The sequence below is a fragment of the Sphingosinicella sp. LHD-64 genome (genome assembly GCF_031157375.1).
In the GTDB taxonomy this organism is placed as follows: domain Bacteria; phylum Pseudomonadota; class Alphaproteobacteria; order Sphingomonadales; family Sphingomonadaceae; genus Allosphingosinicella.
Genome location: NZ_JAVIFV010000001.1, coordinates 175138 through 199122, shown reverse-complemented (window position 1 = coordinate 199122; position 23985 = coordinate 175138). Strand labels below are relative to the sequence as shown.

Sequence of the window (23985 nt, the reverse complement as noted above, 5' to 3'; positions counted from 1 at the left end):
CACGCGGCTCGAGCGGCCGAAATGTGCTGCAGACCTAGCCGCGTTCCTTGCGCCAGGCTTGAAAGCGATTCCAGTCGACTTCGGTCAGGCGGACGACGAAGCGGGTCTCCATCCCCTCGTGGTCGTGGCTCATCACCTCGCCATTGGCGTGGAGCCAGGCGATCAACTCGCCATCGGTCGCAGGCACCGTGATCGTGTGGGTCCGCGCATCCCGCCGCAGCCGCCGCGACACATGCGTGAGCAGCGCGTCCATCCCCTCGCCCGTCAGCGCGGAGATGGCGACGACATCGTCGCGGCGGACGGCTTCGGCACGCACGCTGTCCGCTTCATCGGGGGCGAGCGCGTCGATCTTGTTCCATGCCTCGATCATCGGCGCGCCGCCTTCGCGCAGCGCGCCGATCTCGGTGAGCACGGCTTCGACGTCGGCGCGCTGGGCGTCGCTGTCCGGGTGGGAAATGTCGCGGACATGGACGATGAGATCCGCCGACACCACCTCCTCGAGGGTCGCGCGGAAGGCGGCGACGAGCTGGGTCGGAAGATCCGAGATGAAGCCGACCGTGTCGGAGAGAATCGCCTTGTCGAAGCCTGGAAGCTCGATCTCGCGCATCGTCGGATCGAGCGTCGCGAACAGCAGGTCCTCGGCCATCACCTCGGCGCGGGTCAGCCGGTTGAACAGGGTCGACTTGCCGGCATTGGTGTAGCCGACCAGTGCGACAACCGGCCAGGGCGCCCGCTGCCGCCGGTTCCGATGCAGCGTGCGGGTGCGGGCGACCTGATCGAGCTCGCGGCGGAGCTTCGCCATCCGGTCGCGGATCAGGCGCCGGTCGGCCTCGATCTGGGTTTCACCGGGGCCGCCGAGGAAGCCGAAGCCGCCGCGCTGCCGCTCGAGGTGAGTCCAGGATCGGACCAGCCGGCCGGCCTGATAGTCGAGATGCGCGAGCTCGACTTGGAGGCGTCCTTCCGCCGTCGCCGCCCGCTCGCCGAAAATCTCGAGGATGAGGCCGGTCCGGTCGATCACCTTCGCCTTGGTGCGGTCCTCCAGATTCTTCTGCTGGACCGGCGTGATCGCGCTGTCGACGATGACCAGCTCCGCCTCGCTCTGCCGGACGGCGCCGGCGATCTGCTCGACCTGGCCGGGGCCGAACAGGGTCGCCGGCCGGGGTGCACGGATCCTGAAGTGCAGCCTGCCCTCGACGGCAATGCCGATCGCGTCGGCAAGACCGGCGGCCTCGTCGAGACGGGAATCGACATCACGAGTCGCATCGCGGCCCATGTCGGGCAGCGCGATCACCGCCCGCGCACCGCGCCGGAACTCGTCGTCGGATTCGCGGTTGAAGACGCTCAGACGGAGGGCTCCTCACCCTGAGCTTCGGCCAGGTTGATCGGGTTTTCGGGCTGCACGGTCGAAATGGCGTGCTTGTAGACGAGCTGGACCAGCCCGTCGCGCTCGAGCAGCATGCAGAACAGGTCGAACGCCGCGACCTCGCCCTGGAGCATGACGCCGTTGACCAGGAACATCGTCACCGGTTCGCCCGATTTGCGCACCGCAGTCAGGAAAACCTCCTGGAGCAGCGTCGGCTTCTTCTTGCCCTGCTGATCGTCGAAGGCCTGCTGGAGATCGGCGAGATCGACCGGCTGGGCGGGCATGATCGTCGAGATGGCGTGCTTGTAGATGAGCTGGGCCTGGCCGTCCCGCCGGAGCAGCACGGAGAAATTGTCGAACCAGGTGATGATCCCCTGGAGCTTGACTCCCTTCACGAGGAACATGGTGACCGGCGTCTTGGTGCGCCGCAGGTTGTTCAGGAACATGTCCTGGAGGTTGTTGACCTTCTCGGCCATTTTCTTTTTCTCCCGGATCCGCCCCGTCGGATCTTGTCAGTTGGTCGATACGCGATGGGGAGTCTTACCATGTGGCGTGAGGCGACGACAACGCCGCCCTACTCGCCCCCCTCCCCGCGCGTATCACCAAGGCCGAGCGCCTTCAATTTCCGGTGCAGCGCCGAACGCTCCATGCCGATGAAGTTGGCGGTGCGGGAGATGTTGCCGGAAAAGCGCCGGATCTGGACCTTGAGATACTCCCGTTCGAACGTCTCCCGGGCTTCCCGCAGCGGCGTGCCCATGATCGCCTTGACCGCCTCGCTCGGCGTCAGCTGCGCCTGATCGCTGAGGATCTCGGGCGGCAGCATGTCGATGTCGATGCAGCCGATCCGGTCGCCCGGCGCGAGGATGATCGTCCGTTCGATGACGTTGCGCAGCTGCCGCACGTTGCCGGGCCAGTCATAGGCCTGAAGTGCCGCCATGGCGTCACTTGAGATGGCCGGTGTCTGGACGCGCTGATCGGTGGCATGGCGGGCGGCGAAATGGGCGACCAGCTCCGGGATGTCCTCGCGTCGGTCGGCGAGCGCCGGCAGATGCACGGGGACGACATTCAGGCGATAATAGAGATCCTCGCGGAAGCGTCCCGCGGCGATCTCGGCCGGGAGCTCGCGCGCGGTGGACGAGACGACGCGCATATCCACCTTGACGGTGCGCTGGCCGCCGACCCGGGTGAAGCTCTGATCGGTGAGGACGCGCAGGATCTTGCCCTGGGTCGAGATCGGCATGTCGGCGATCTCGTCGAGGAACAGCGTTCCGCCGTGCGCCTGCTCGAGCAGGCCGGGGCGTGAAAGCTCACCCCCCTCCTCCGCGCCGAACAGCTCCTCTTCGACGCGCTCAGGGGTCATGCGCGCGGCGGTGACGACGATGAAGGGCCCGCGGGCGCGGGGACTCCAGTTATGCATCAACCGGGCCGCCACCTCCTTGCCGACTCCCGCCGGCCCAGCGATCAGCACGCGGCTGCCGGTGGCGGCGACCCGCTTCAGCGTGGCGCGCACATTGTTGATCGCGGCGCTGGAGCCGGTGAGTTCGGTCTCGTGACCGATCTGCTGGCGCAGGGTCTCGTTCTCGCGTTTCAGCCGCTCGGTCTCGGTGGCGCGCGCGACGAGATGGACGAGATGCCCCGCCTCGAACGGCTTTTCGATGAAGTCCACCGCCCCCTGCCGGATCGCGGCGACGGCCGTGTCGAGATTGCCGTGGCCCGAGATCATCAGCACCGGCAGCGTCGGATCCCGCCGTTTGATCTCTTCGAGAAGCTGGAGTCCGTCGAGCTTCGAGCCCTGCAGCCAGACGTCGAGCAAGGCCAGCGACGGACGCCGGTCTCCCAGCGCCTGCAAAGCCTCGGCGCTGTTGGCAGCGGTGCGTGTGGTGAATCCCTCGTCCTCCAGCACACCCGAGACCAAATCGCGGATGTCCTGCTCATCGTCGACAATGAGGATATCTAACGCCATATTATTCAGCCACTTGCTACGGAATCTTCGGAATACTTGGAAACAGGAGCGATCAATCGGCCGAGCGTCTCCACATCGAACTGGAAGCGCACCAGCGATCCGCCGCCGCGCGCGTCGTCGAACTCGATCTGGCCGAAATGCTCCTCGACGATCTTCTTGACGATGGCGAGGCCGAGGCCGGTGCCCTTGGCCCGCGTCGTCATATAGGGTTCGGTGAGACGCCGCCGGTCCGCCGGCAGGCCCACGCCGGTATCGGTAACCTCGATCGTCAGCCGACTGCCTTCGACGCGGACCGCGATGGCAATCCGGTCGTCGCCGCCTTCCCTGCCCAGCTCCTCGCGCCGTTGCTGGATCGCCTCGACGCCGTTCTTGACGACGTTGGTGAGTGCCTGGCCGAGCAGGCGCCGGTCGCAGACCAGGATCGGCGACGGATCGGGCGCCTCCAGGGCAAAACGGATGTCGGGATGTGCGACCTCGTGAAGGAACAGGGCCTGGCGGGCGATATCGACGATCGGCTCCTCGCGGAAGATCGGCTTGGGCATGCGCGCGAACGAGGAGAATTCGTCGACCATCCGCCTGAGATCGCCGACCTGGCGGACGATCGTGCCGGTGAGGCGCTCGAACGTGGCCGGGTCGGAGACCACTTCGCCGGAATAGCGGCGCTGGAGTCGCTCGGCGGCGAGCTGGATCGGGGTGAGCGGGTTCTTGATTTCGTGCGCGATGCGCCGGGCGACGTCCGACCAGGCGGCCCGGCGTTGATCAAGCAGTTGCTCGGTGATGTCGTCGAAGGTCAGCACATAGCCGCCCTCGACCTTCACGGTCTTGAGGGCGAGCGTGCGCGGCTCGCCGCCCGAGGCGACCTGGACGATCTCCTCGCGCTCCTCGGCGGCAAGCTGCTGGTCCAGTTCGGGCGCCAGCCCGGCGAGCTTCAAGCCGACCGGACTCTTGCCGCCGGTGTTGAGCAGCGATTCGGCCGAGCTGTTGATCAGCCGCACGACATGATTCTCGTCCACTGAGATCACGCCAGCGGTGACCCCGGACAGCACCGCCTCGGTGAAGGCGCGCCGGCTGTCGAGCTGCGCATTGGCGCTGACCAGAGCGCCAGTCTGCTCCTCCAGCCGGCTCGTCATCCGGTTGAACGCATTGCCGAGCGTCGCCACCTCGTCGCGCGTTTCCGATTGCGGCACCCGCGCCGATAGGTCGCCAGCGGTCACGCGCCGCGCTGCGCCGACCAGCTGGTTCACCGGGCGCACCAACCGGTCGGCCAGGGTCAGCGCGATCCAGATCGCCAGCCCGACGATCAACAGCGAGAGCGCGAACAAGGCGATGTTGAAACGCAGCTGCAGATTGCGCGAGCGATTCACCAAGGTGCGATAGTCTTCGAGGACTGCCGCGCCGCGCCGCAGCTGGCTCGCCAGCTCGGGTTCGAACACGCGGGCAGTGTAGATGTAGGTGTTCTCGCCATAAGGCAGCGCCGCAATCGCCGCGAAGCGGTCGTTGCTGACGATGATGTTGGGCTGCTCGGGCCGCACGCTCGCGATCATCTGCGGTGTGATCACGCTCTCGAGCGACCGGTCGTAGGGATCGACCAGGGCAAGCGACTGGATCCCGTTGTCGCGCGCGACCCGGAAGATGATCGCCTCGGACAGGTTGCGCTCGAACACCTGGCGACCGAACAGGCCGGCGAAGGTCGTGCTGTCGATCGGCACCTGCTGGAGGTAGCCGGCGAGGTCGCCGCTCATCGCGACCGCCTCGAGACCCACCCGTTCGACCTCGCGATTGTAATTTTCCTGGGCGAGACTGGCCGCATTTTCGAGCATGCCCCGCGCCCGATCCGAGAACCAGAATTCGACACCGTATTGAAAGAGGAGCGAGGCGAAGATCACGACCAGCAGCGTCGGCACCGCTGCGATGCCCGAGAAGATCGCCACCAGCCGCACCGGCAGCCGGCTCTTCATGCCGAGCCCGATCAGGGCCGCGCGACGCTTGGCGAGTCGCCGGGCGACCAGCACCATCAGCGCCATCGCCGGAACGAGATTCGCCACCAGCAGCACGGCGACCATCGGCGGTGTCAGCAGCGCGCCCGCATCGCCTTGCCGCTCGAGCGTGACATAGCTGATCACCACCGTCGTGATCAGCGCGATCACGGCCGCGATCTCGATCAGAGGGACGAAACTGCTGCGCTTGAGCGCGACCGACAGGCGCCGCCGCCAACGCGGCCGGGACTCGGCGGGACTCACTGCCTCGGCATTCACCCCATGGCTCTAGCACAACAATGTGGCCGAAAGAACACAGTCTTTGCGCTGATCTGTCGCATGGAAGCGACAGCCTGGCTCAGGCGGCCGCCTTGTGAAGCCAGGGAGCGTAGAATTCGCGCAACATCGCCAGGGCAGCGACCGGATCGGCCTCCTTGTTGAACGCGTTGCGGAACTCCGCGGAGCCGTGGAGGCCGCGCGTGTACCAGCCGATATGCTTGCGCGCGCAATTGGCACCGATCTGCGGACCGTAAAGCTCGAGCATCGCCTCATACTGCTCGACGATCACCGCATATTGCTCGTCGAGGCCGGGATCGGGCAGCCGCTCGCCATGCTTCAGCCAATGCATGGCCTGCCTCAGGAGCCACGGGCGTCCGTAGGCTCCCCGGCCGATCATCACGCCGTCGGCGCCGGACTGGTCGAGCGCGGCATCGACATCGTCCAAGGTGTTGATGTCGCCATTGGCGATCACCGGCACGGAGACGGCGTCCTTGACGTTGCGGATGAACGCCCAGTCGGCCACCCCCTTGTACATCTGGCAGCGTGTCCGGCCGTGGACGGTGATCATCTTCACGCCCAGGTCTTCGGCGATGCGGGCCAGTTCCGGTGCATTGAGGCTGTGATGATCCCAGCCCATCCGCATCTTGAGGGTGACCGGGACGCGGACCGCCTTTACCGTCGCGTCGATGATCGCGGACGCCAGCTTGAGGTCGCGCATCAGCGCGGAGCCCGCCTCGCCGTTGACCACCTTCTTGACCGGGCAGCCCATGTTGATGTCGATGATCGCCGCGCCGCGATCCTCGTTGAGCTTCGCGGCCTCGGCCATTTCCCTGGGCGAGCAGCCGGCGAGCTGCATCGACACGGGCTCCTCGGACGGATCCCATTCCATCTTCTGCAGCGACTGACGGGTCTCCCGGATCGCCGCCTGGCTCGCGATCATCTCGGTGACGGTGAGGCCGGCGCCATAGCGCTTCACGATCCGCCGGAACGGCTTGTCTGTGACGCCCGTCATCGGTGCCAGGATCACTGGCGTTTCGATGCGGACCGGACCGATCTCGATGGGCGCAAGGCGGCTCATGGCCGCGCGAGATAGGGTGAAAGGCGCTGGCGGGCAAGTTTCGCCTCGGCTAGGAGGCGCCGCCATGGAGTCTCGGGGGAAGACGGTCGCGCTGCTCGTGGCTGCCGGCAGCGGCAGCCGGACGGGCGGCGAGGTGCCCAAACAATATCGGCGGATCGCGGGCAAGGCCGTGCTCGCCCACGCGATCGATCATCTGCGGCACCCGGCGATCGACGCGATCCAGGTGGTGATCGGCGCGGATCAGGAGGCTGCCTATGTCGAGGCGATCGGCGCGCACGCCCTTCCCCCGCCCGTGATCGGCGGCGCCACCCGTCAGCAATCGGTGAGGCGCGGCCTTGAAGCGCTGGCCGGGCACGGTTTCGATCATGTCCTGATCCATGATGCGGCCCGCCCCTTCCTGCCCGCCGGCGTGATCGACCGGCTGCAGAAGGCGCTGGACATGGATCAGGCTGCGGTGCCCGCCCTCCCGGTTGTCGATACGCTCGCTCGCACAGACGGCCGGCTTGGCGACACGATCGCACGTGACGGGCTGGTTCGCGTCCAAACGCCACAGGCATTTCGCTTCGCCGCCATTCTGAAGGCCCATTCGGCGTGGAACGGAGGCGAAGCCACCGACGATGCACAGGTCGCACGGGCAGCAGGGATCGGGGTCGCGATGGTCGAGGGCGCTGCGGAGCTGGAGAAACTGACCTACGAAGCCGACTTGGCGCGCGCCGAGGCGCGCCTTGCGGCAGCACTCACGTCACGGACTGGGCTCGGCTTCGACGTTCACCCGCTGGCAAGCGGTGAGGAGCTCTGGCTCGGCGGCCTCAGGATTCCCCACGACAAGGGGCTCAAGGGGCACAGCGATGCCGATGTCGTTCTCCATGCGTTGACCGACGCCTTGCTCGGTGCGCTGGGTGCCGGCGATATCGGCGATCATTTCCCGCCCAGCGATCCGCAATGGCGGGGCGCGCCCTCCTCGCTGTTCGTCGAACACGCCCGAAGTCTCGCGGAATCGGCCCGCGGGCGGATCGAGCATGTCGATCTGACGATCATCTGCGAGGCGCCGAAGATCGGCCCACATCGGGCGGCGATGCGTGAGAAGATCGCCGGCCTGTTGCGGCTGCCCATTCAGAGGGTTAGCATCAAGGCGACGACGACCGAGCGGCTCGGCTTCACCGGCCGCGGGGAAGGCATCGCGGCGCAGGCGGTGGCGACGATCCGGCTTCCGGAGGACTCATGACCGAGACCCGCGACTTCATCCTTCCCGCCGAGCTCGTCGATCTGGCCCGACGGGTAATCGAGGAGAACCGCGCCGCCGGGCGGCATATTGCAGTCGCCGAGAGCTGTACCGGCGGTCTGGTCTCCGCAGCGCTGACCGAGATCGCCGGCAGTTCGGACGTGTTCGACGCCGGCTTTGTCACCTACTCGAACGAGGCCAAGATCGCGCTGCTCGGCGTCAGCCTGGAAGTGATCGAGACCTTCGGCAGCGTGTCCATCGCCGCCGCCTGGGCGATGGCGAAGGGCGCGCTGGAGCGGAGTGGTGCCGACATCGCCGTGTCGATCACCGGCATCGCCGGCCCCGGCGGCGGCACCGAGAAGAAGCCGGTTGGCACCGTCGTGTTCGCCCGGGCGGAACGCGATGCGCCCTCCGACGACATCGTCGCGGACGGCAAGGCGTTCGAGAACAACGGCCGCGCCGGGATCCGGCTTCAGGCGGCGCTCTGCGCGCTCGATCTCTTGCTGCCGGGGAGCGCGCCGCCGTAAAGGGCGTGGGCGCGCGTCTCGAACGCTCCGATCATCCGTCTTAGCGCCGCGTCGAACATTTGTCCGGCAAGTGCCTGAAATATCCTGTTCTTGAAGGCGAAGTCGACGCAGAAATCCACGTCGGTACCGCCCTTGCCGTCGGGGCGGAACCTCCAGTTGTTGTGGAGATATTTGAGCGGCCCCTCGACATAGTCGATCTCGATCTCGTGCGGGCGGCGTTTGTTCACCTTTGACGTGAAGGTCTCCTTCAGCGCCCGGAACCCGACGACGAGATCGGCCAGCATCTCGGTCTCGCTGTCGGAGCGGATGCGGGTCGCGGCGACCCAGGGGAGGAATTCCTGGTAGCGGCCGACATCCGCGACCAGATCGAACAGCTGCTCGGGTGTGTAGGGCAGGTTCCGCGTTTCGGTGTGGCGGGGCATCAGCTCTGACGGGCTGCGGCCGCCAGCTTCGCCTCACGCGCCGCCTTCATCTTCGCGAAATCGTCGCCGGCATGATAGCTTGATCGGGTGAGCGGGCTCGCCGCGACCAGCAGGAAGCCCTTGGCCCGGGCGATCGCGCCATAGGCGGAGAAGGCCTGCGGGGTGACGAACTCCGCGACCTTCGCGTGGCGCGGGGTCGGCTGGAGATACTGGCCCATGGTCAGGAAATCGATGTCGGCGGAGCGCATGTCATCCATCACCTGATGGACCTCCATCCGCTCCTCGCCGAGGCCGACCATGACGCCGGACTTGGTGAAGATCGACGGATCATGCCGCTTTACGCTCTCCAGCAGGCGGAGCGAAGCGTAGTAGCGGGCGCCGGGCCGGATCGTCGGGTAGAGTCGCGGCACGGTTTCGAGGTTGTGGTTGTAGACGTCGGGGCGCGCCGCGATGATCTTTTCGACCGCGGCTTCCGACTTGTTGCGGAAATCCGGGGTCAGGATCTCGATCGTCGTCGAGGGCGTGTTGCGCCTCAGCGCCTCGATCACCTTCACGAACTGCATCGCGCCGCCATCGGGCAGGTCGTCGCGGTCGACCGAGGTGACGACGATATGTTCGAGGCCGAGCTCGGCGGCCGCCGTCGCGACATGCTCGGGCTCCAGCGGATCGACGGCGCGCGGCATGCCGGTCTTGACGTTGCAGAAGGCGCAGGCCCGCGTGCAGGTGTCGCCGAGGATCATCACCGTCGCGTGCTTCTTGGTCCAGCACTCGCCGATGTTCGGGCAGGCCGCCTCCTCGCACACCGTGGCGAGGTTGAGGCTGCGCATCAGCTTCTTGGTTTCCATGAAGCCGGTGCTGATCGGCGCCTTCACGCGAATCCAGTCGGGTTTGCGCGGGCGCTCGGGACGGGCGGGCATGATCGGGTCGGCTTCGCTCATGGCGGCGAGATAGCGACTGTAAGGCCTCCTCGCCACCCCTGCCCTTCGTCATTCCAGCGAAAGCTGGAATCTCCCTTCTGCTCTTCTATAGAGCCCGCATAAGAAGTGAGATCCCAGCTTTCGCTGGGATGACGTCTGAACGCAGGAGCGAAATGAAAGACTTCAACGCAATGATCGACGGCTATCGCCGCTTCCGTCAACAGGGCTGGTCCGAACAGCGCGAGCGCTGGGCGGAGCTGGCCGAGGGCCAGAGCCCGCAGGTGATGGTGATCGCCTGCTCCGACAGCCGGGTCGATCCGGCCCAGATCTTCGATGCGCGGCCGGGCGAGATGTTCGTCGTGCGCAACGTCGCCAACCTCGTCCCGCCGTTCGAGCCGGACAGCAACTATCACGGCGTGTCGGCGGCGCTGGAATTCGCCGTCACCCAGCTCGAGGTCAGCGAGCTGGTGGTGATGGGTCACGGCTTCTGCGGCGGCTGCGCGGCCGCGCTGACCGGCCAGTTCGACCGGGCCGAACACGGCGCCGGCCATTTCATCGCCCACTGGATCGACATGCTGAGCGGCGCCCGCGACCGCATCCGCGCCGCCCATCCGGCGCTCGACCGCGCCGCCTTCCAGACGATGGAGCAGGAAGGCGTGCGCGTCTCGCTCGCCAACCTGCGCACCTTCCCCTGGATCGCCGCGCGCGAGCAGGCGGGCACGCTGAAGCTCCACGGGTCGATCTTCGCGGTGTCCGACGGCGTCCTGCACGTTCTGGACGAGACGACGGACAGCTTCGCGCCGGCCTGAAAGTTTCAAAAGGTCAGCAAAGGTCGCACTGGCCAAAGGCGTTTCGGCGCGGCCGGGCTGCGCGCGAATGTTCCCAATGTTCGCAGTCGCCATGAGGGTGGCCCCTTCCCGGGTTTTTCGGCGGCAGGAGCGTCGAAGCGAACCTGTCAAAGAGCCGGCGAGCCGGGGTTCAAGCCCCGAGTCGCAGCGAGCATGTCAGGAGGCGAGATCCTATTTGTATCCAGCAATCGGGGATGGTTATTTTCGACCCATTGCGGCATCTAGCCCATCGCGAAATAACCAATGATGCCCGATGCCACGATTGCGGCGACCATGTTGAGTCTGGACTTCCACAGATAGAGCAACGCCAGTGCGCCTGCGAATATGGCCGCCGCCGCAAGCGGTGAGGGCACGCGTTGGGCGAGCGCGACGCCCAGCTCCAGCGTCGTCGCGACAATGAACCCGACAACACCGGCGGCCACGCCTTCGAGGAAGCGGTGCAGCCGCTCATTCTCGACCACCCGTTCCAGTCCGTCGTAGAACAATAGCGAGAAAGCGAAGGCCGGCAGGAAGATACCGGCAGTCATCGCCAGCGCCCCAGTTGGTCCGCCCGCATAATAGCCCACGAAGGTGGAGAAGATGATGAGCGGTGCCGGAAGGATGCCGGACAGCGCGACACCGTCAAGAAACTGTCCGTCCGTCATCCATCCCTTGCCCACTGCATCGTCGCGCAGGAACGGGATCACGGTGTAGGCGCCTCCGAAGGTGAGCAGGCCCGCCTTCAATCCCGAGAGAAACAGGGTGAATGCCGGGATGCTTCCCGCCACCAGCAAAGGCGTCGCCGCGGGCGCAAGCGGCGCCACGGCCGTTGGCGGATGGAGAACGGTGGCCAACGCGGCGGCGGCCGCGATTGCGGCCCCGGCTGTCCAGTAGCGGCGATGCGCCAGCAGCAGGAAGATGAGGCCGGAGGCCGGCAGGACGATCCAGAAGCTGGTGCCCAGGAACGCCGCGACGCCGGCAAGGATGCTGATCACCCAGAGCCAGGCGCTCGAAAGCACGTGCCCGCCGATCCGGTGCACGGCTCGCACGATCAGCGCCATCACCCCGGCCTGCACGCCGAGGAAAACGGCGCTGAGGGCTGACTGAGTGAGGTTGAGACGGAAATAGAGCCAGGACAACGCCAGCATGAGCACGAAGCCCGGCAGCATGAAGCCAAGCCCGGCCGCGACGCCGCCACGCCGCTGCCCGGCCACCATCCCGAGATGAACGCACAGTTCGTGCGCCTCGGGGCCCGGCAGGACCTGATAGACCGCCAGCAGTCGGTTGAACCGGCCGCTCGACACCCAATGCTCCTCGTCCACGAGATCGCGCCTGATCATCGCGATCTGGGCGACGGGCCCACCCCAGGCAAGCAACCCAAAGCGCAGGAAGCGCCAGAAGATCTGGAGTGTCGTTAGGCTGGGCGGAACAGTGGCATCACTCATTTCGCCGCCAGAATATCCTTTCGATCAGATACGGGCGATCACTTATTCGAGGCGGTTTGGGGCAGCATTTTCGAAGAAGGACCTTCAAATCGAAAGTTTGAACGCGTTTGCATCAAGTCCGCTTCCCACCCAAAGCAGGCGCTTCCGCGGCCTTTGCTTTGCTAGGACCAATCGACATTCGGAATGAAACTTCCTCTCCCCAGCGGGGAGAGGGTTGGGGTGAGGGGGTTCTGCGTCCGAGAATAGTCCCGAATGCCCGACACCCTCACCCTGCCCCCTCCCTCAAGGGAGAGGGGAAGTCCCTGAATGTCGATTGGTCCTAGCGGCTCACCCGCCGCGCCGTCACGACGCGGATGCGCGGGTCCAGCATCTGGCCGCGCATGACGCCCTCGCCTTCGGTCGCCGAGGTCGGGGCCTGGAGGATGGCGCGGACCACGTCCATGCCCTCGACGACGCGGCCGAACACGGCATAGCCGAGGCCGTCGCCGGCCGAGCCGGGCTGGGCGTCGAGATAGAGCTGGTCGCCGACCATGATGGTGAAATCGCCCTGTGCCGTGCCGGGCGCGAAGCGCGGAACGGAGAGCGCGCCGTCCGTATGGCTGAGGCCGGTCTGGCTGGTCGGCTCGTGCGCGATCGGCGGGAACAGCTGGCGCGGATCGCGGACCCCGCCCTGGACCAGCCCGGCCGCGGGCGCGGTCTTCATCGCCCGGTAGAATTCCGTGCCGTCGAGGCGGCGGGCGTCGACATAGCGCAGGAAGTTGCCAGCGGTGACCGGGGCGCGGGCGGTATCGACCTCGACGACGATCCGGCCCCTATCGGTCACCAGCGCGACGCGGACGCCTGCCGCTGCGGCCGGCGCCGATGCCGGCGGCTGCGCCAGCGCCGGCAGGCCGATCAGGGCGAGGACGAGGACGAAGAGGCGGAGCATCGGATCAGGCGCCTTCGGCCGCGTTGCCCGCGATGCTCTTGCGGGCGCCGTAGGCGAAATAGAGGAGGATGCCGACCACCTGCGCGCCGGCGAACCAGATCTGGGTGGTCTGCGGCAGGCTGTAGAGCAAATAGAGGCAGCCGGCGATGCCGACGATCCCGACCGGCCAGGCGGCGGGCGTGCGGAACACGCGCGGCGCATCCGGCGCGCGGCGGCGCATGACGAGCATGCAGACGCAGACCGCGATGAAGGCGGTGAGCGTGCCGGCATTGGCGAGCGCGGCGAGCTCGGCGAGCGGGATGAGGCCGGCGAGCACCGCCACGACGACGGCGGTGAAGACGGTGATCCGGACCGGCGAGCCGCGGCTGGAGACGCGGGCGAGGCTCTGCGGGATCAGGCCGTCGCGGGCCATCACGAAGAAGATGCGACTCTGGCCGTAGAAGAAGGCGAGGATGACGGTGGGGAGCGCGATCACCGCCGAGATGGCGAGATAGTGCGCGGCGAGCGGCTGGCCGATCTCGCGCAGGATCAGCGCCAGCGGCTCGGGGCTGTTGGCGAAGCGGGAGTAGGCGATCGCGCCGACCGCGCAGGCAGCGACCGCCATGTAGATGAGGACGCAGACGAACATCGAGCCGACGATGCCGACCGAGAGGTCGCGGCCGGGATTCTTCGCCTCCTCCGCCGCGGTCGCGATCGCGTCGAAGCCGTAGAAGGCGAAGAAGATGATCGCCGCGGCCGCCATCACGCCGACCTCGGCGCCGGCCGGGCCGGTCTTGGGGAAGCCGTAGGGCATGAATGGCTCGAACCGGGCCGCGTCGAAATAGGGCAAGGTGACGGCGACGAAGACGATGAGGGCGACCACCTTCACGATGACGAGCAGCGCGTTCACCGTCGCACTTTCCCGCGTGCCGTAGATCAGCATGCCCGCGACCACCGCGATGATGAACACCGCCGGCAGGTTGACGATGCCGCCCAGCTCCGGGCCGTTCGCCAGCGCGGCGGGAAAGCCGATCCAGGCTTCGAGCAGGGGCGCGGCATAACCCGACCAACCGACCGCGACCGCGCTCACCACCAGCGAATATTCGAGGATCAGGGCCCAGCCGACGATCCAGGCGATCAGCTCGCCGAGCACGACATAGGTGTAGGTGTAGGCGCTGCCCGAGGCGGGGATCATCGTCGCCATTTCGGCATAAGCGAGCGCCGCCGCGGCGCAGATCACGCCGGCGATGGCGAAGGACAGGATGACGGACGGGCCCGCCTTGGCCGCGCCGACGCCGATCAGGGTCAGGATGCCGGTGCCGACGATCGCGCCGACGCCGAGCGCGATGAGGTGCGGCCAGCCCAGCGAACGTGTCAGCCGGTGCTCGGGGGCGATATCCTCCGCCGCGACGATCGCCTTCTTCGTCTTCCAGTTCGCCAAAGCCGCCTCCCCTTGAGTTTTGCGCCTAATGGTCCGGTTTGGCCCATTCCGACAAGCAGCAAAAGCATGGACGGGGAACTCGCGCGCGGGGCCCGGCGTTTTGACGCGGCCATGGGGGTGATCAGAAACGCGGAACCCGGCCCTGTCGCGACCCACGTCGCGACCCCGGACGCGATGATCGAGACAATCCTGATCGCACCGGATGACGAGGCTCGGCGCGCATCGATCGATTCCCTGTCCGTCCCGGCTTATCTGACCGACGCGGACGGATGGCTGATCCATTTCAATGCTGCGTGCGTCGCCTTCGCCGGCCGTACGCCGGAGCCCGGGCGGGATCGCTGGTGCGTGACCTGGCGGCTTTATACCGAGGGCGGCGCCTTCATGCCGGTTGACAAATGCCCGATGGCTGCGGCGACGGAACAGGGCATCTCGATCCGCGGTGCGATCGCCGTCGCCGAGCGCGAGGATGGCAGCCGGGTGACCTTCCTCCCCTACCCCACGCCGATCATGGACCCGCACGGCCGCATGACCGGTGCGGTCAACCTGCTCATCGACATCACGGACGCCAGCCAGCCCGACGCGCTTCAGGCGCAGGCGGCGCGCTGCCGGCGGCTCGCCGGGTCGGTGAACGACGCCCGGACGGTGGAGACGCTGCTCGGGATGGCCGGCGAGTTCGAGGCCGCCGCGCTCAGCCTGCGTTCGGAGAGCTAGGTCGCCGCGAAATCGTCGATCGCACCGGCGATCTTGCGCAAGACGACCGGATCGCCCGGCGCGCCGTCCAGCGCTTCATCGGCCAGGCCGGACAGGCCGCGGGCCCCGAAGCTGGCCGCGACGCTCTTGAGGCGGGCGGCGGCGATCGTCCAGTTGGCGTCGCACCGGGACCGGCCCATCAGGTCGAGCTGGCGCGCCGCACTCTCGATGAACGCGCTGCGCAGCTCCGCCATCAGATCGCCGTCCTGGCCCACCGCAGCGGCCAGCGAGGCGTTCAGGGCTCCCGGATCGTATGCCATGCCCTGCTTATGGGCCGAACCGTGTTAACGGCCCGTTTCATCCGTGCGTCAAAGTGGTACAATAGGCCATGAGCATGGGGGTCGAGCGCGCCGTGGCGCAGCCGCAGGACGAGGCGGGGTGGAGCGAGGCGGTGGAACCGCTGCCGGCCGCGACCGAATCGTTCGATTTCAGTACCTTCGTCGAAGAGGAGGAGGCGCCGCCCGCCACCGGGCTGCGTGTCTTCGCGGGGACGCTGATCCTGCTTGCTGTGGTGTGGGTCGGCCTCGCCGGCTACGCCCTGTGGCAGGCCTGGCCGGGCGCGGACCTCGCCGGCTGGACCGGCTGGATCGCCTCGATCAGCGCGCCGCTCATCCTGCTCGGCCTTGCCTGGACGATCTTCGGCCGCACGCCGCGGCGCGAGACCGAGGCCTTCTCGCGCGCCGTCGCCGGCATGCGCCAGGAGGCGCAGGCGCTCGAAAGCCTGCTCGGCATCGTCGCGCAGCGGCTCGGCGAGAATCGCGCCGCGCTCAGCCAGGAGGCCGCACGGCTGATGTCGCTCGGCGACGAAGCGTCGGACCGGCTCGGCCGCGTCACCCAGGATCTGGCCCGCGGCAGCACCGAGCTCGATCGCAGCGCCCAGGCGCTCGATGCCGCTGCCGGCAGCGCACGGGTCGATATCGGCGTGCTGCTCACCGATCTCCCGCGAGCCGAGGCACAGGCGCGCGCGGTGGCCGAATCGATGCGGAGCGCCGGCCTCAACGCGCATGAGCAGGCCGCCGGCCTCGAAGGTTACCTTGCCGCCCTCACCGCGCGTGGGCGCGAGGCGGACGAAGTGGTCGGCGGCGCAGCCCAGCGGCTCGGCGCTCACGTGGCCCGAATCGAGAGCAGCGCGAGCGCCGCCTCCGAACGGATGGAACAGGCGTCCGCCCAGATGAATGCCGCCGTCGATGCGGCGATGGCGCGGGCGGCCGAGTCGGTCGATCGGGCGCGCGGCGGACTCGAGGCGCAGGGACAGACGATGCTCGCCATGGTCGAGCAGAGCCGGGCCGCCTTCGAGCAGGCCGGCGCCGAGGCCGGCCAGCGGCTGTCCGCCGAGCTCGAAACCGCCGGTGCAGCGGTCGCCACCCTGGGCGACCGGCTGGCGACGCAAGAGGCGGCGAGCCGGACGTTGGTCGAAGGCATTACCGCACAGCTCGCCGAGCTCGACGACAGGCTGTGTGCGCTCGGCCAGAGCGGCGATGAGCAGAATGCGCGGCTATCGCAGTCCGTCGGTGTGCTGCGTGAGGTGACAGGAGCCCTCAACCGCGAGGTCGAGGCCGGCAGTGCCGCCTCAGGCCAGCTGATCGACCGCACCCACGAGCTGGCGACCGCGCTGGGCGCGATGTCCGGCCAGTTCCGCGAGGAGCTGACCAGTGCCCTCGCCGACGTGGAAGGCCAGGCGGGGCGAACCCATCAGGCGGTGAAATCCGTCGTGCCGTCGATGGAGGCGGTGCAGGCCGCCGCCGCTCTTGCCGCCGAATCGATGGCGGAGAGCGAGGCCAGCGCGGCACGCCAGCGCGAGTCGCTCGATGCGATGATCGGCACGGTGCGCGAAGCGGTCGGCCTCGCCGACGAGAAGCTGCGCGCGCTCGGCAGCACGGTCAGCGAGGCCGACAGCGCTGCGGCACGTCTCGTTCAGGAGACCGGCCCGCAGCTGATCGACGCCCTCGTCCGGGTGCGCGATGCCGCCAACCAGGCGGCCCATCATGCCCGCGAAGCGATCGTCGCGGTCATCCCCGACAGCGTCTCGGCGCTGGTCGAGGCGAGCCGCGACGCCGTCGCCGAGGCGGTGGCCGAGCCGGTGCAGGACCAGATCGCCGAGGTCGCCGGCGCCTCGCAGCGGGCGATGGCCGTGGCGCGGCAGGCGAGCGAGCGGCTGACCCGACAGCTTCTCGTGATGAGCGAGACGGCGGCGGCGATCGAGGACCGGATCGCCACCGACCAGGCGGAACGTGCCGAACGCGATGCCGGCGCGATGTCGCGGCGCGTGTCCCTGCTCATCGAAGCCCTCAACTCGACCGCGATCGACGTCAACAAGCTCCTGTCCAATGATGTCGCCGACACCGCCTGGGCCGCCTATCTCAAGGGCGACCGCGGCGTCTTCACCCGCCGCGCCGTCCGGCTGCTCGACTCCGGCGAAGCACGTGAGGTGCTGCGTCATTATGACGAGGAACCGGATTTCCGCGATCAGGTGAATCGCTACGTCCACGATTTCGAGGCGATGCTGCGGCGCGTGCTTGCCGACCGCGACGGCGAGATGATGGGCGTCACCCTGCTCTCCTCCGACATGGGCAAGCTCTATGTTGCGCTTGCCCAGGCGATCCAGCGGCTTAGAAGCTGACCAGGATTTTCTTGGGGGGCGCTAAGCGTGTTCAGCCGATTCTTCGCCAGACGGGTGCATGAGGGGGCCCCAGCGCAAGTCACAGAGCCGGAGAAGCCGTCGAGAAGCTACGAAGTCGGCTGGCTGTTTAACAGCGAGAAGACGAGCATCATCTGGGGGGCGCCCGAGCCGACTCGGGAACCTTCGCAAAGCGCCTCGCCCAAATCGGTCGGAGTCTGCCCGGCGGTCATCGAGTTCGATCGACGGCATTTCATCATCCCTTGTCCGATCGACGTGCACCTTCGGCTGGCCACGACGCCGGACGGCAAGATCAACGTCACCAATATGCAGATGCAGGGCGCCGTCCGGCCGGGCGCACTCAATCAAATGGTCGTCTTCATGCCCCAGCCGGAATGGCGCCATCCGGAGCGCCCCGTCATCCAGATCGCCACGCCTTATCTCTTCATTTCGGATGACCCCATCTATATCAACCAGTTCCCGCCCTTTCTTCATTATGGTGGTGCGCCGTGGCCTGGCATACAACTATGTGGACGCTATCCGATCGATATCTGGCCGCGCCCGCTCATGTGGGCACTTGAGTGGCACGACACGTCCAAGGATCTCATCCTGAAGCGCGGGGAGCCCTGGTTCTATGTGCGCTTCGAGGGACCCGATCCGTCGGCGCAGGTTCGCCTCGTCGAAGCACAGATGACGCCGGATCTCCGCAGCTATGTCGATTCGATCACGGACGTGACCAACTACGTGAACCGCAGCTTCTCGCTGTTCAAGACGGCACGCGAGCGGCGGCCCGAGAAGCTGCTCGTGCCGAAGAAAGCTTAAGCCCTCGCCGCTAGCGGTTTAGCCAATCGATGTCGCGGACCTCGACCCACCCGTAGACATAATTGGCATAGAACAGGGCGAAGAAGATCGCCGAGACGATCGTGGTGCGCAGCGCCACCCGCCAGAAGCTGAAGCTGTGCGGCGCGCTATCTGCATGGCCTGGCACGCGCTCGGCGCCGACCTCCTCGCTGGTGCGCACGCCGAACGGCAGCACGATGAACAGGCTCATCATCCAGAACAGCAGGTAGACGGCGAGGATGGAGGTCAGCTTCATGATTGAACCCGCACGAACAGCACGGTGACGACCGGCTTCTTGCCGGTCCATTCCGTCGCGCACCGCCGGACGGCGAGGCGAACCTCCTCGCGCAATTTGTCCTCGTTGCCGCTGGCTCGCGCCACCGCCGCCGCGGCAGCCTCACATGCTTCCTCGAGGAACGCGTCGCGATCCTCTTCGACCGGAATGCCCTGCAGCTCGATCTCGACGTCGCCCGCCACGCGGTCATCCGGGTCGAGCGCGATGGCGACGGCAATCTGACCGGCAAAGGCGAGGCGCCGACGCTCGTTCATCGTGGTGCCGTCGGCGGGCAGGATGACGTCGCCGTCGAGGATCAGGCGCCCCACCCGCTCCTCGCCCAGCTTCTCGGGCCCATGCGGCGCGAGGCGGACGAGGTCGCCATTCTTCTGGACGATGCCGTGCGGGATGCCGCGGGCGCGGGCGAAGCGCGCCTGCTCCATCATGTGCCGCATCTCGCCATGGACCGGCACGATGATCTCGGGCCGGATCCACTGGTACATGGCGGCAAGCTCGGGGCGGCCGGGATGGCCCGAGACGTGGACCGGGGCCTGCCGGTCGGTGATCATCTCGATCCCCTTGGACGCGAGCTCGTTCTGGATGCGGCCGATCGCGATCTCGTTGCCGGGGATCTGCTTGGACGAGAAGACGACGAGGTCGCCGGCGTCGAGGCTGAGCTTGTGCTGGCCGAAGGCGATCCGGGCGAGCGCGGCGCGGCTCTCCCCCTGCCCGCCCGTGGCGATGATCAGCACCTCGCGCGGCGGCAGGCGCATCGCTTCCTCGAAGTCGATCGTCTCAGGGAAATCAGTGAGATAGCCGACACTCTTCGAAACACGCAGGATGCGATCGAGGCTGCGCCCGGCGACGCAGACCTTGCGGCCGGTGTCCTGCGCGACATGGCCCAGCGTCTTCAGTCGCGCGGCATTGGAGGCGAAGGTGGTGACGAGGACGCGGCCCTGCGCGCCCTGAATGACCTCGTCGAGCCCCTCGCGCACGCCGGCCTCGGAGCCCGACGCCTGTTCCTGGAACACGTTGGTCGAGTCGCAGACGAGGGCGAGCACCCCGGAATCGCCGATCGCACGCAGCTCCGCCTCGGTGCTGGGGTCGCCGAGCTGCGGCGTGTCGTCCAGCTTCCAGTCGCCGGTGTGGAAGACCTTCCCATAGGGCGTGTCGATCAGCAGCGCATTGCCTTCGGGGATCGAATGGGCCAGCGGGATGTAGCGGAGGCCGAACGGGCCGAGCTGGAAATCGGTGAGCATGTCGACGACGTTGACCGTCACCTGCTCGACGATCCCCTCTTCCTCCAGCTTGCCGGCGATGAGGCCCGCGGTGAATGGCGTGGCGTAGAGCGGCACGCCGAGATCCTGGGCGAGATAGGGGATCGCGCCGATATGGTCCTCGTGGCCGTGGGTGAGGACGATGCCCAGCAGGTCCTCGCGCCGCTCCTCGATGAAGGCGAGATCGGGCAGGACCAGCTCGACGCCGGGATAGGCCGGATCGGCGAAGGTCATGCCGAGATCGACCATGATCCATTTGCCCTGGCAGCCGTAGAGATTGACGTTCATGCCGATCTCGCCCGAGCCGCCGAGCGCGAGGAAAAGCAGTTCGTTACCGGGTGTCATGGTTCTCCGTCGCCCCGGCGAAGGCCGGGGCCTCATGGTGCAATGCCGAGACCTCTTGTCCGGAGATCCCGGCCTTCGCCGGGATGACGATCAAGGGCCACTTAGGCTCCGCGCGTACAGCATGGCCAGCCCCTGAATCGTCAGATCGCCCTCGATCGCATCGAAAATCTCGGTGTGTTGATCGAAGAGCGTGGCGAGCCCGCCGGTGGCGATGACCGAGACCGGCCGGCCGATCTCCGCCTTCATCCGCTCGACCAGGCCCTCCATCATCGCCACGTACCCCCAGTAGATGCCGATGTGCATCATGTCCTGGGTGGTGCGGCCGATCACCGACTCGCTGTCCGGCGCCTCGATCGCGATGCGCGGCAGCTTGGCGGCGGCGGAGACGAGGGCGTCGAGCGAGAGATTGATGCCCGGCGCGATGATCCCGCCCTGGTAGGCGCCGGAATAGTCGACGACGTCGAAGGTCGTCGCCGTGCCGAAATCGATGACGATGAGGTCGCCTTCGTAGAGCGCGTGGGCGGCGAGCGCGTTGAGCGCCCGGTCCGCGCCGACGGTGGCCGGATCGGCGACGTCGAGGACGATGCCGTAGTCCGCACCCCCCTGCCCCGCGACGAGCGGCTCGACGCCGAAATATTTGGACGCCAGGACTTCGAGATTGTGGAGCGCCCGCGGCACGACGGTCCCGATGATGACAGCTGTCACGTCGGCGCGTTCCAGCCCTTCCAGTTCGAGCAATTGAGACAGCCACACGGCATATTCGTCGCCGGTGCGCCGCGGATCGGTCGCGATCCGCCAGCGCGCGCGGATCACCCCGTCCTCGACCAGGGCGAAGACGACGTTGGTGTTGCCGGCGTCGATGGCGAGCAGCATGGGCCGACCCTATCCGACGGCGCCGTCGATGATAAGCGCCATCTCCGCCGTGTCGGCCCAGCCGAGCGACTCGTAGAGCGGCCTCCCCTCGTCGGTCGCATGCAGGATCATGAACGAGAGCCCGCGGCGTTTCGCCTCGGCCGTTGCTTCCGCCATCAGCATCCGGGCGAGGCCGCGGCGCCGGGCCTCCGGCTCGACATAGACGTTGAGAATGTAGCCGCGACGACCATCCAGCGGATGCGCGGGATGCGGCGGCCAGTCGATCTCCATCATGCCAAGGCCGGCGACATCCCGGCCGTCGTCAGTGCGGACCGCCCAGCCGAAATAGCGCCCGTCAGCCAGCTTCGGCGCCAGCCAAGCGCGGAACGGCGCCGCCATCGCCGCGATCACGGCTTCGCTCCGCCCGGAATCGCGGAACATCGACTCGCGATGCCGGCAGATGAGATCGATATCGTCCGGTCCGAGCGGCCTCAGGTGCATCGCGATCTCATTCGCCGGGGCGGTAGGTGCGGGCGACATGGCCCTCCAGATCCTCGGGGTGGAAATAGACTGGGCGGAGATCGCCCGCGGCGTAGCGCGCGGCCTGATCGTTGAAATGGGGCGAGGCGGGGTTGCCGCTTTCGCCGCCGGCGCTGACCGCCCAGGCGCGGACGCGCGGGCCGAACTCGACGATCGCGACGAAGCTGTTGCCGCTGGTGCCGTACCAGCGGCGGGTGCCGGGATAAGCGCGGGCGCCGAACGAGGCGAGCGTGCCCCAGCGCGCGGAGGCGAAGGGCACCGGGATGCTGGGGCGCGAATCGTCGAAGGTCTGGGCGATGGCGCCGTCGTTGCGCTGGAAGCGGTTGACCTCGCCCCAGGGCACATGCCAGCGGCCCCAGTCGCGCTCCAGCGTATCGACGGCGCGGGCGAGCGCGTCGAGCTTCTCGCGCGGGGTGAAGGCTTCCATCACCGCCCAGAGATTGTCGCTGGGGCGCTGGCGGGTGGCGAGCGCGCGCATCTCCTCGGCCCAGAAATTGGCGAGGGTGGTGGCTTCGGACCCGGCCGACCAGCGGCTGTCCCAGGCGCGGAGGAGATCGACGGCACCGGCCAGCCGGGTGCGGAGCGGATCGCGTGCGGGCAGAGCCCGCCAGCCCTCGACCAAGGACGGAATGACCTTGGGGAAGAAGGGCATGAGATTGCTGTAGGCGATCTGGCGCAGACCCTCGGGGGTCAGCGCGCGGGCTTCGCCGAGCAGCGCCGTCGCATGGTCGCCGCGCGGATTGTCGCCGGCCGAATCCATGTAGCGGGGGAAATCGGCCTGACGCGGGCTGTCCGGGCCGGCGGCGCGCCAGGGGGCGTCGTTGGCGTTGTAGAGCCAATGGCCGCGCGGATCGCGTACGGTGGGGAGCCGGTCGATCGGGGTCAGGCCGCGCCAGTCGGTGGCGGGATCGCTGCCGTCGACGGGGTTGGTATAGTCGAACCGGTCGTCGCGGACCGGCACGAATTGCGGGTGGAGATAGGTGATGTGGCCGTCGGCATCGGCATAAATGGTGTCGTTGGACGAATTGGCCTGCAGCGCCGCCACCTCCATGTAGCCGGCGAAATTACGGGCTTTCGTCCTGAGCCAGCTCTGCTGAAGCGCCGGGATCGGGCGGTGCATCAGCGCCATCGCGACCCAGCGGTCGCCCTCGGCGCGGACGATCGGGCCGTGGTGGGTGCGGTACGTGGTGAACGCGCGCTCGGCGAGACTGCCGTCGGGCTGGCGGATCCTCAAGGTGACCGCGCGGGTCTCGACCGGACGGGATTCGTTGCCGTAGCGATAGGAAATCTGCGCTCCCTGCTGGCCGACGGTCTCGACGAACTCGTCGACCACGTCGACGCCGCTCGACGTGTGCATCCAGCCGACCCGGTCGTTGAAGCCCTGATAGATGAAGAACTGGCCCCAGGTGGACGCGCCATAGGCATTCAGCCCCTCGTCGCTGCGCATGCCGAGCTCGGCGCGGAAGAAGAAGGAGGTGTGCGGATTGATCAGCAGCAGCGCATGGCCGTCGCGGGTGAGGCGCGGGGCGATGGCGATGCCGTTGGAGCCGCGCGGTTCGTCGTCGGTGATGGCGGCGACCCGGGGCTCCTGCCCGCCGTAGAAGGCGGCGAGCTGCCGGAGATCGACGCGCTCGATGTCGCCGCCGATGCTGCCTTCGGTGAAGGATAGCGCCATCCACGGCTCGAAGCGGGTCAGCGCGCTCGGGCGCGTCTCAGGATGGATAGCGAGGTAGTAGTTCAGGCCGTCCGCCCAGGCGTCCATGAGTGCGCGGAGCCAGTCGGGGCTGCGGCGATAGTCGGCCTGCAGCTCCGCGGGGTCGATCCAGAGGCGCTGGCGCAGGTCCTGCCAGATCGCGCTTTCGCCCTCCGCCTCGGCCGTGCGCCCGAGCGCGGTCAGCAGGTTCGCCTCGATGCGCGGGAAATCGTCCTCGGCTTGGGCGTAGATCGCGCCGAACACGGCGTCGGCGTCGCTGCGGCCGTGGACATGGGCGATGCCCCAGTCGTCGCGGGTGATGGTGACGCGGCTTGCCTGCGCCTGCCAGCGCGCCTGATCGTTCTGGGCATGAGCCGGCGCCGCAACCAGCGCGAACAGCAAAGCGAGGCAGGTCAGAAATTTCATCGCG

At 67.6% G+C, this 23985-nt stretch carries 22 protein-coding genes; 6 read left to right on the top strand and 16 right to left on the bottom strand.

Annotation, left to right across the window (positions count from 1 at the left end; genetic code table 11):
• Positions 1–34 precede the first annotated feature (34 nt).
• The 5 genes from hflX to dusB form a co-directional block, all read right to left on the bottom strand.
• Positions 35–1345 (bottom strand): GTPase HflX, encoded by a 1311-nt coding sequence (gene hflX / locus RCO27_RS00990; RefSeq protein WP_309001885.1) that lies wholly within the window; start codon positions 1343–1345, stop codon positions 35–37.
• Entirely contained in the window at positions 1342–1857 is a 516-nt protein-coding gene (gene hfq / locus RCO27_RS00985; protein WP_309001884.1) for an RNA chaperone Hfq, read from the bottom strand. Before hfq ends, hflX begins: the two co-directional genes overlap by 4 nt.
• Positions 1858–1937: 80 nt before the next feature.
• Positions 1938–3326 carry a sigma-54 dependent transcriptional regulator gene (locus tag RCO27_RS00980; RefSeq protein WP_309000776.1) on the bottom strand — a complete coding sequence of 463 codons (1389 nt, stop codon included), beginning with the start codon at positions 3324–3326 and terminating at the stop codon, positions 1938–1940.
• A gap of 5 nt (positions 3327–3331) precedes the next feature.
• Positions 3332–5566, bottom strand: coding sequence for an ATP-binding protein (locus RCO27_RS00975; RefSeq protein ID WP_309000775.1), 2235 nt, complete (start codon positions 5564–5566; stop codon positions 3332–3334).
• Between the two features lie 94 nt (positions 5567–5660).
• Positions 5661–6659, bottom strand: coding sequence for a tRNA dihydrouridine synthase DusB (gene dusB / locus RCO27_RS00970; RefSeq protein ID WP_309000774.1), 999 nt, complete (start codon positions 6657–6659; stop codon positions 5661–5663).
• Positions 6660–6723: 64 nt separating this feature from the next.
• Here dusB and RCO27_RS00965 point away from each other — a divergent pair, with 64 nt between their 5' ends.
• Complete coding sequence (locus RCO27_RS00965) at positions 6724–7884, top strand: bifunctional 2-C-methyl-D-erythritol 4-phosphate cytidylyltransferase/2-C-methyl-D-erythritol 2,4-cyclodiphosphate synthase (RefSeq protein ID WP_309000773.1); 1161 nt, start codon at positions 6724–6726, stop codon at positions 7882–7884.
• Positions 7881–8408: a CinA family protein gene (locus RCO27_RS00960; RefSeq protein WP_309000772.1), complete on the top strand. Its 528-nt coding sequence runs from the start codon at positions 7881–7883 to the stop codon at positions 8406–8408. Before RCO27_RS00965 ends, RCO27_RS00960 begins: the two co-directional genes overlap by 4 nt.
• Here the strand turns inward: RCO27_RS00960 and RCO27_RS00955 are convergent.
• Positions 8354–8830 (bottom strand): type II toxin-antitoxin system RatA family toxin, encoded by a 477-nt coding sequence (locus RCO27_RS00955; protein WP_309000771.1) that lies wholly within the window; start codon positions 8828–8830, stop codon positions 8354–8356. The two genes, RCO27_RS00960 and RCO27_RS00955, sit on opposite strands and share 55 nt — an antisense overlap.
• On the bottom strand, positions 8830–9768 hold the full coding sequence (lipA, locus tag RCO27_RS00950) for a lipoyl synthase (RefSeq protein ID WP_309000770.1): 939 nt from the start codon (positions 9766–9768) through the stop codon (positions 8830–8832). The genes RCO27_RS00955 and lipA overlap by 1 nt, the downstream gene beginning before the upstream one ends.
• Before the next feature lie 152 nt (positions 9769–9920).
• Between lipA and RCO27_RS00945 the strand changes: the two genes are divergently transcribed.
• The gene (locus RCO27_RS00945; protein ID WP_309000769.1) at positions 9921–10556 is read left to right on the top strand and encodes a carbonic anhydrase; all 636 of its coding nucleotides are present in this window, start codon (positions 9921–9923) and stop codon (positions 10554–10556) included.
• Positions 10557–10816: 260 nt separating this feature from the next.
• Here RCO27_RS00945 and chrA read toward each other — a convergent pair whose 3' ends face one another.
• From chrA to RCO27_RS00930, 3 genes are all read right to left on the bottom strand, one after another.
• On the bottom strand, positions 10817–12019 hold the full coding sequence (gene chrA, locus RCO27_RS00940; RefSeq protein ID WP_309000768.1) for a chromate efflux transporter: 1203 nt from the start codon (positions 12017–12019) through the stop codon (positions 10817–10819).
• Positions 12020–12338: 319 nt separating this feature from the next.
• Complete coding sequence (locus RCO27_RS00935) at positions 12339–12947, bottom strand: peptidylprolyl isomerase (protein ID WP_309000767.1); 609 nt, start codon at positions 12945–12947, stop codon at positions 12339–12341.
• Between the two features lie 4 nt (positions 12948–12951).
• Positions 12952–14367, bottom strand: coding sequence for an amino acid permease (locus tag RCO27_RS00930; protein WP_309000766.1), 1416 nt, complete (start codon positions 14365–14367; stop codon positions 12952–12954).
• A 111-nt stretch (positions 14368–14478) separates the two neighbouring features.
• Here RCO27_RS00930 and RCO27_RS00925 point away from each other — a divergent pair, with 111 nt between their 5' ends.
• A complete protein-coding gene (locus RCO27_RS00925) occupies positions 14479–15078 on the top strand; it encodes a PAS domain-containing protein (protein ID WP_309000765.1) in 600 nt (199 codons plus the stop codon).
• Here RCO27_RS00925 and RCO27_RS00920 read toward each other — a convergent pair.
• A complete protein-coding gene (locus RCO27_RS00920; protein ID WP_309000764.1) occupies positions 15075–15377 on the bottom strand; it encodes an Hpt domain-containing protein in 303 nt (100 codons plus the stop codon). The two genes, RCO27_RS00925 and RCO27_RS00920, sit on opposite strands and share 4 nt — an antisense overlap.
• A gap of 68 nt (positions 15378–15445) precedes the next feature.
• Here RCO27_RS00920 and RCO27_RS00915 point away from each other — a divergent pair, with 68 nt between their 5' ends.
• Positions 15446–17737 carry a hypothetical protein gene (locus RCO27_RS00915; protein WP_309000763.1) on the top strand — a complete coding sequence of 764 codons (2292 nt, stop codon included), beginning with the start codon at positions 15446–15448 and terminating at the stop codon, positions 17735–17737.
• A gap of 27 nt (positions 17738–17764) precedes the next feature.
• Positions 17765–18556 (top strand): hypothetical protein, encoded by a 792-nt coding sequence (locus RCO27_RS00910; protein WP_309000762.1) that lies wholly within the window; start codon positions 17765–17767, stop codon positions 18554–18556.
• 10 nt (positions 18557–18566) lie between these two features.
• Here the strand turns inward: RCO27_RS00910 and RCO27_RS00905 are convergent, their stop codons facing one another.
• From RCO27_RS00905 to RCO27_RS00885, 5 genes are all read right to left on the bottom strand, one after another.
• Positions 18567–18830, bottom strand: coding sequence for a DUF1467 family protein (locus RCO27_RS00905; protein ID WP_309000761.1), 264 nt, complete (start codon positions 18828–18830; stop codon positions 18567–18569).
• Positions 18827–20470 carry a ribonuclease J gene (locus RCO27_RS00900; protein ID WP_309000760.1) on the bottom strand — a complete coding sequence of 548 codons (1644 nt, stop codon included), beginning with the start codon at positions 20468–20470 and terminating at the stop codon, positions 18827–18829. The genes RCO27_RS00905 and RCO27_RS00900 overlap by 4 nt, the downstream gene beginning before the upstream one ends.
• A 90-nt stretch (positions 20471–20560) precedes the next feature.
• A complete protein-coding gene (locus RCO27_RS00895; RefSeq protein ID WP_309000759.1) occupies positions 20561–21343 on the bottom strand; it encodes a type III pantothenate kinase in 783 nt (260 codons plus the stop codon).
• A 9-nt stretch (positions 21344–21352) separates the two neighbouring features.
• Entirely contained in the window at positions 21353–21823 is a 471-nt protein-coding gene (locus tag RCO27_RS00890; RefSeq protein WP_309000758.1) for a GNAT family N-acetyltransferase, read from the bottom strand.
• 7 nt (positions 21824–21830) lie between these two features.
• Positions 21831–23981: a penicillin acylase family protein gene (locus tag RCO27_RS00885; protein ID WP_309000757.1), complete on the bottom strand. Its 2151-nt coding sequence runs from the start codon at positions 23979–23981 to the stop codon at positions 21831–21833.
• Positions 23982–23985: the final 4 nt, after the last annotated feature.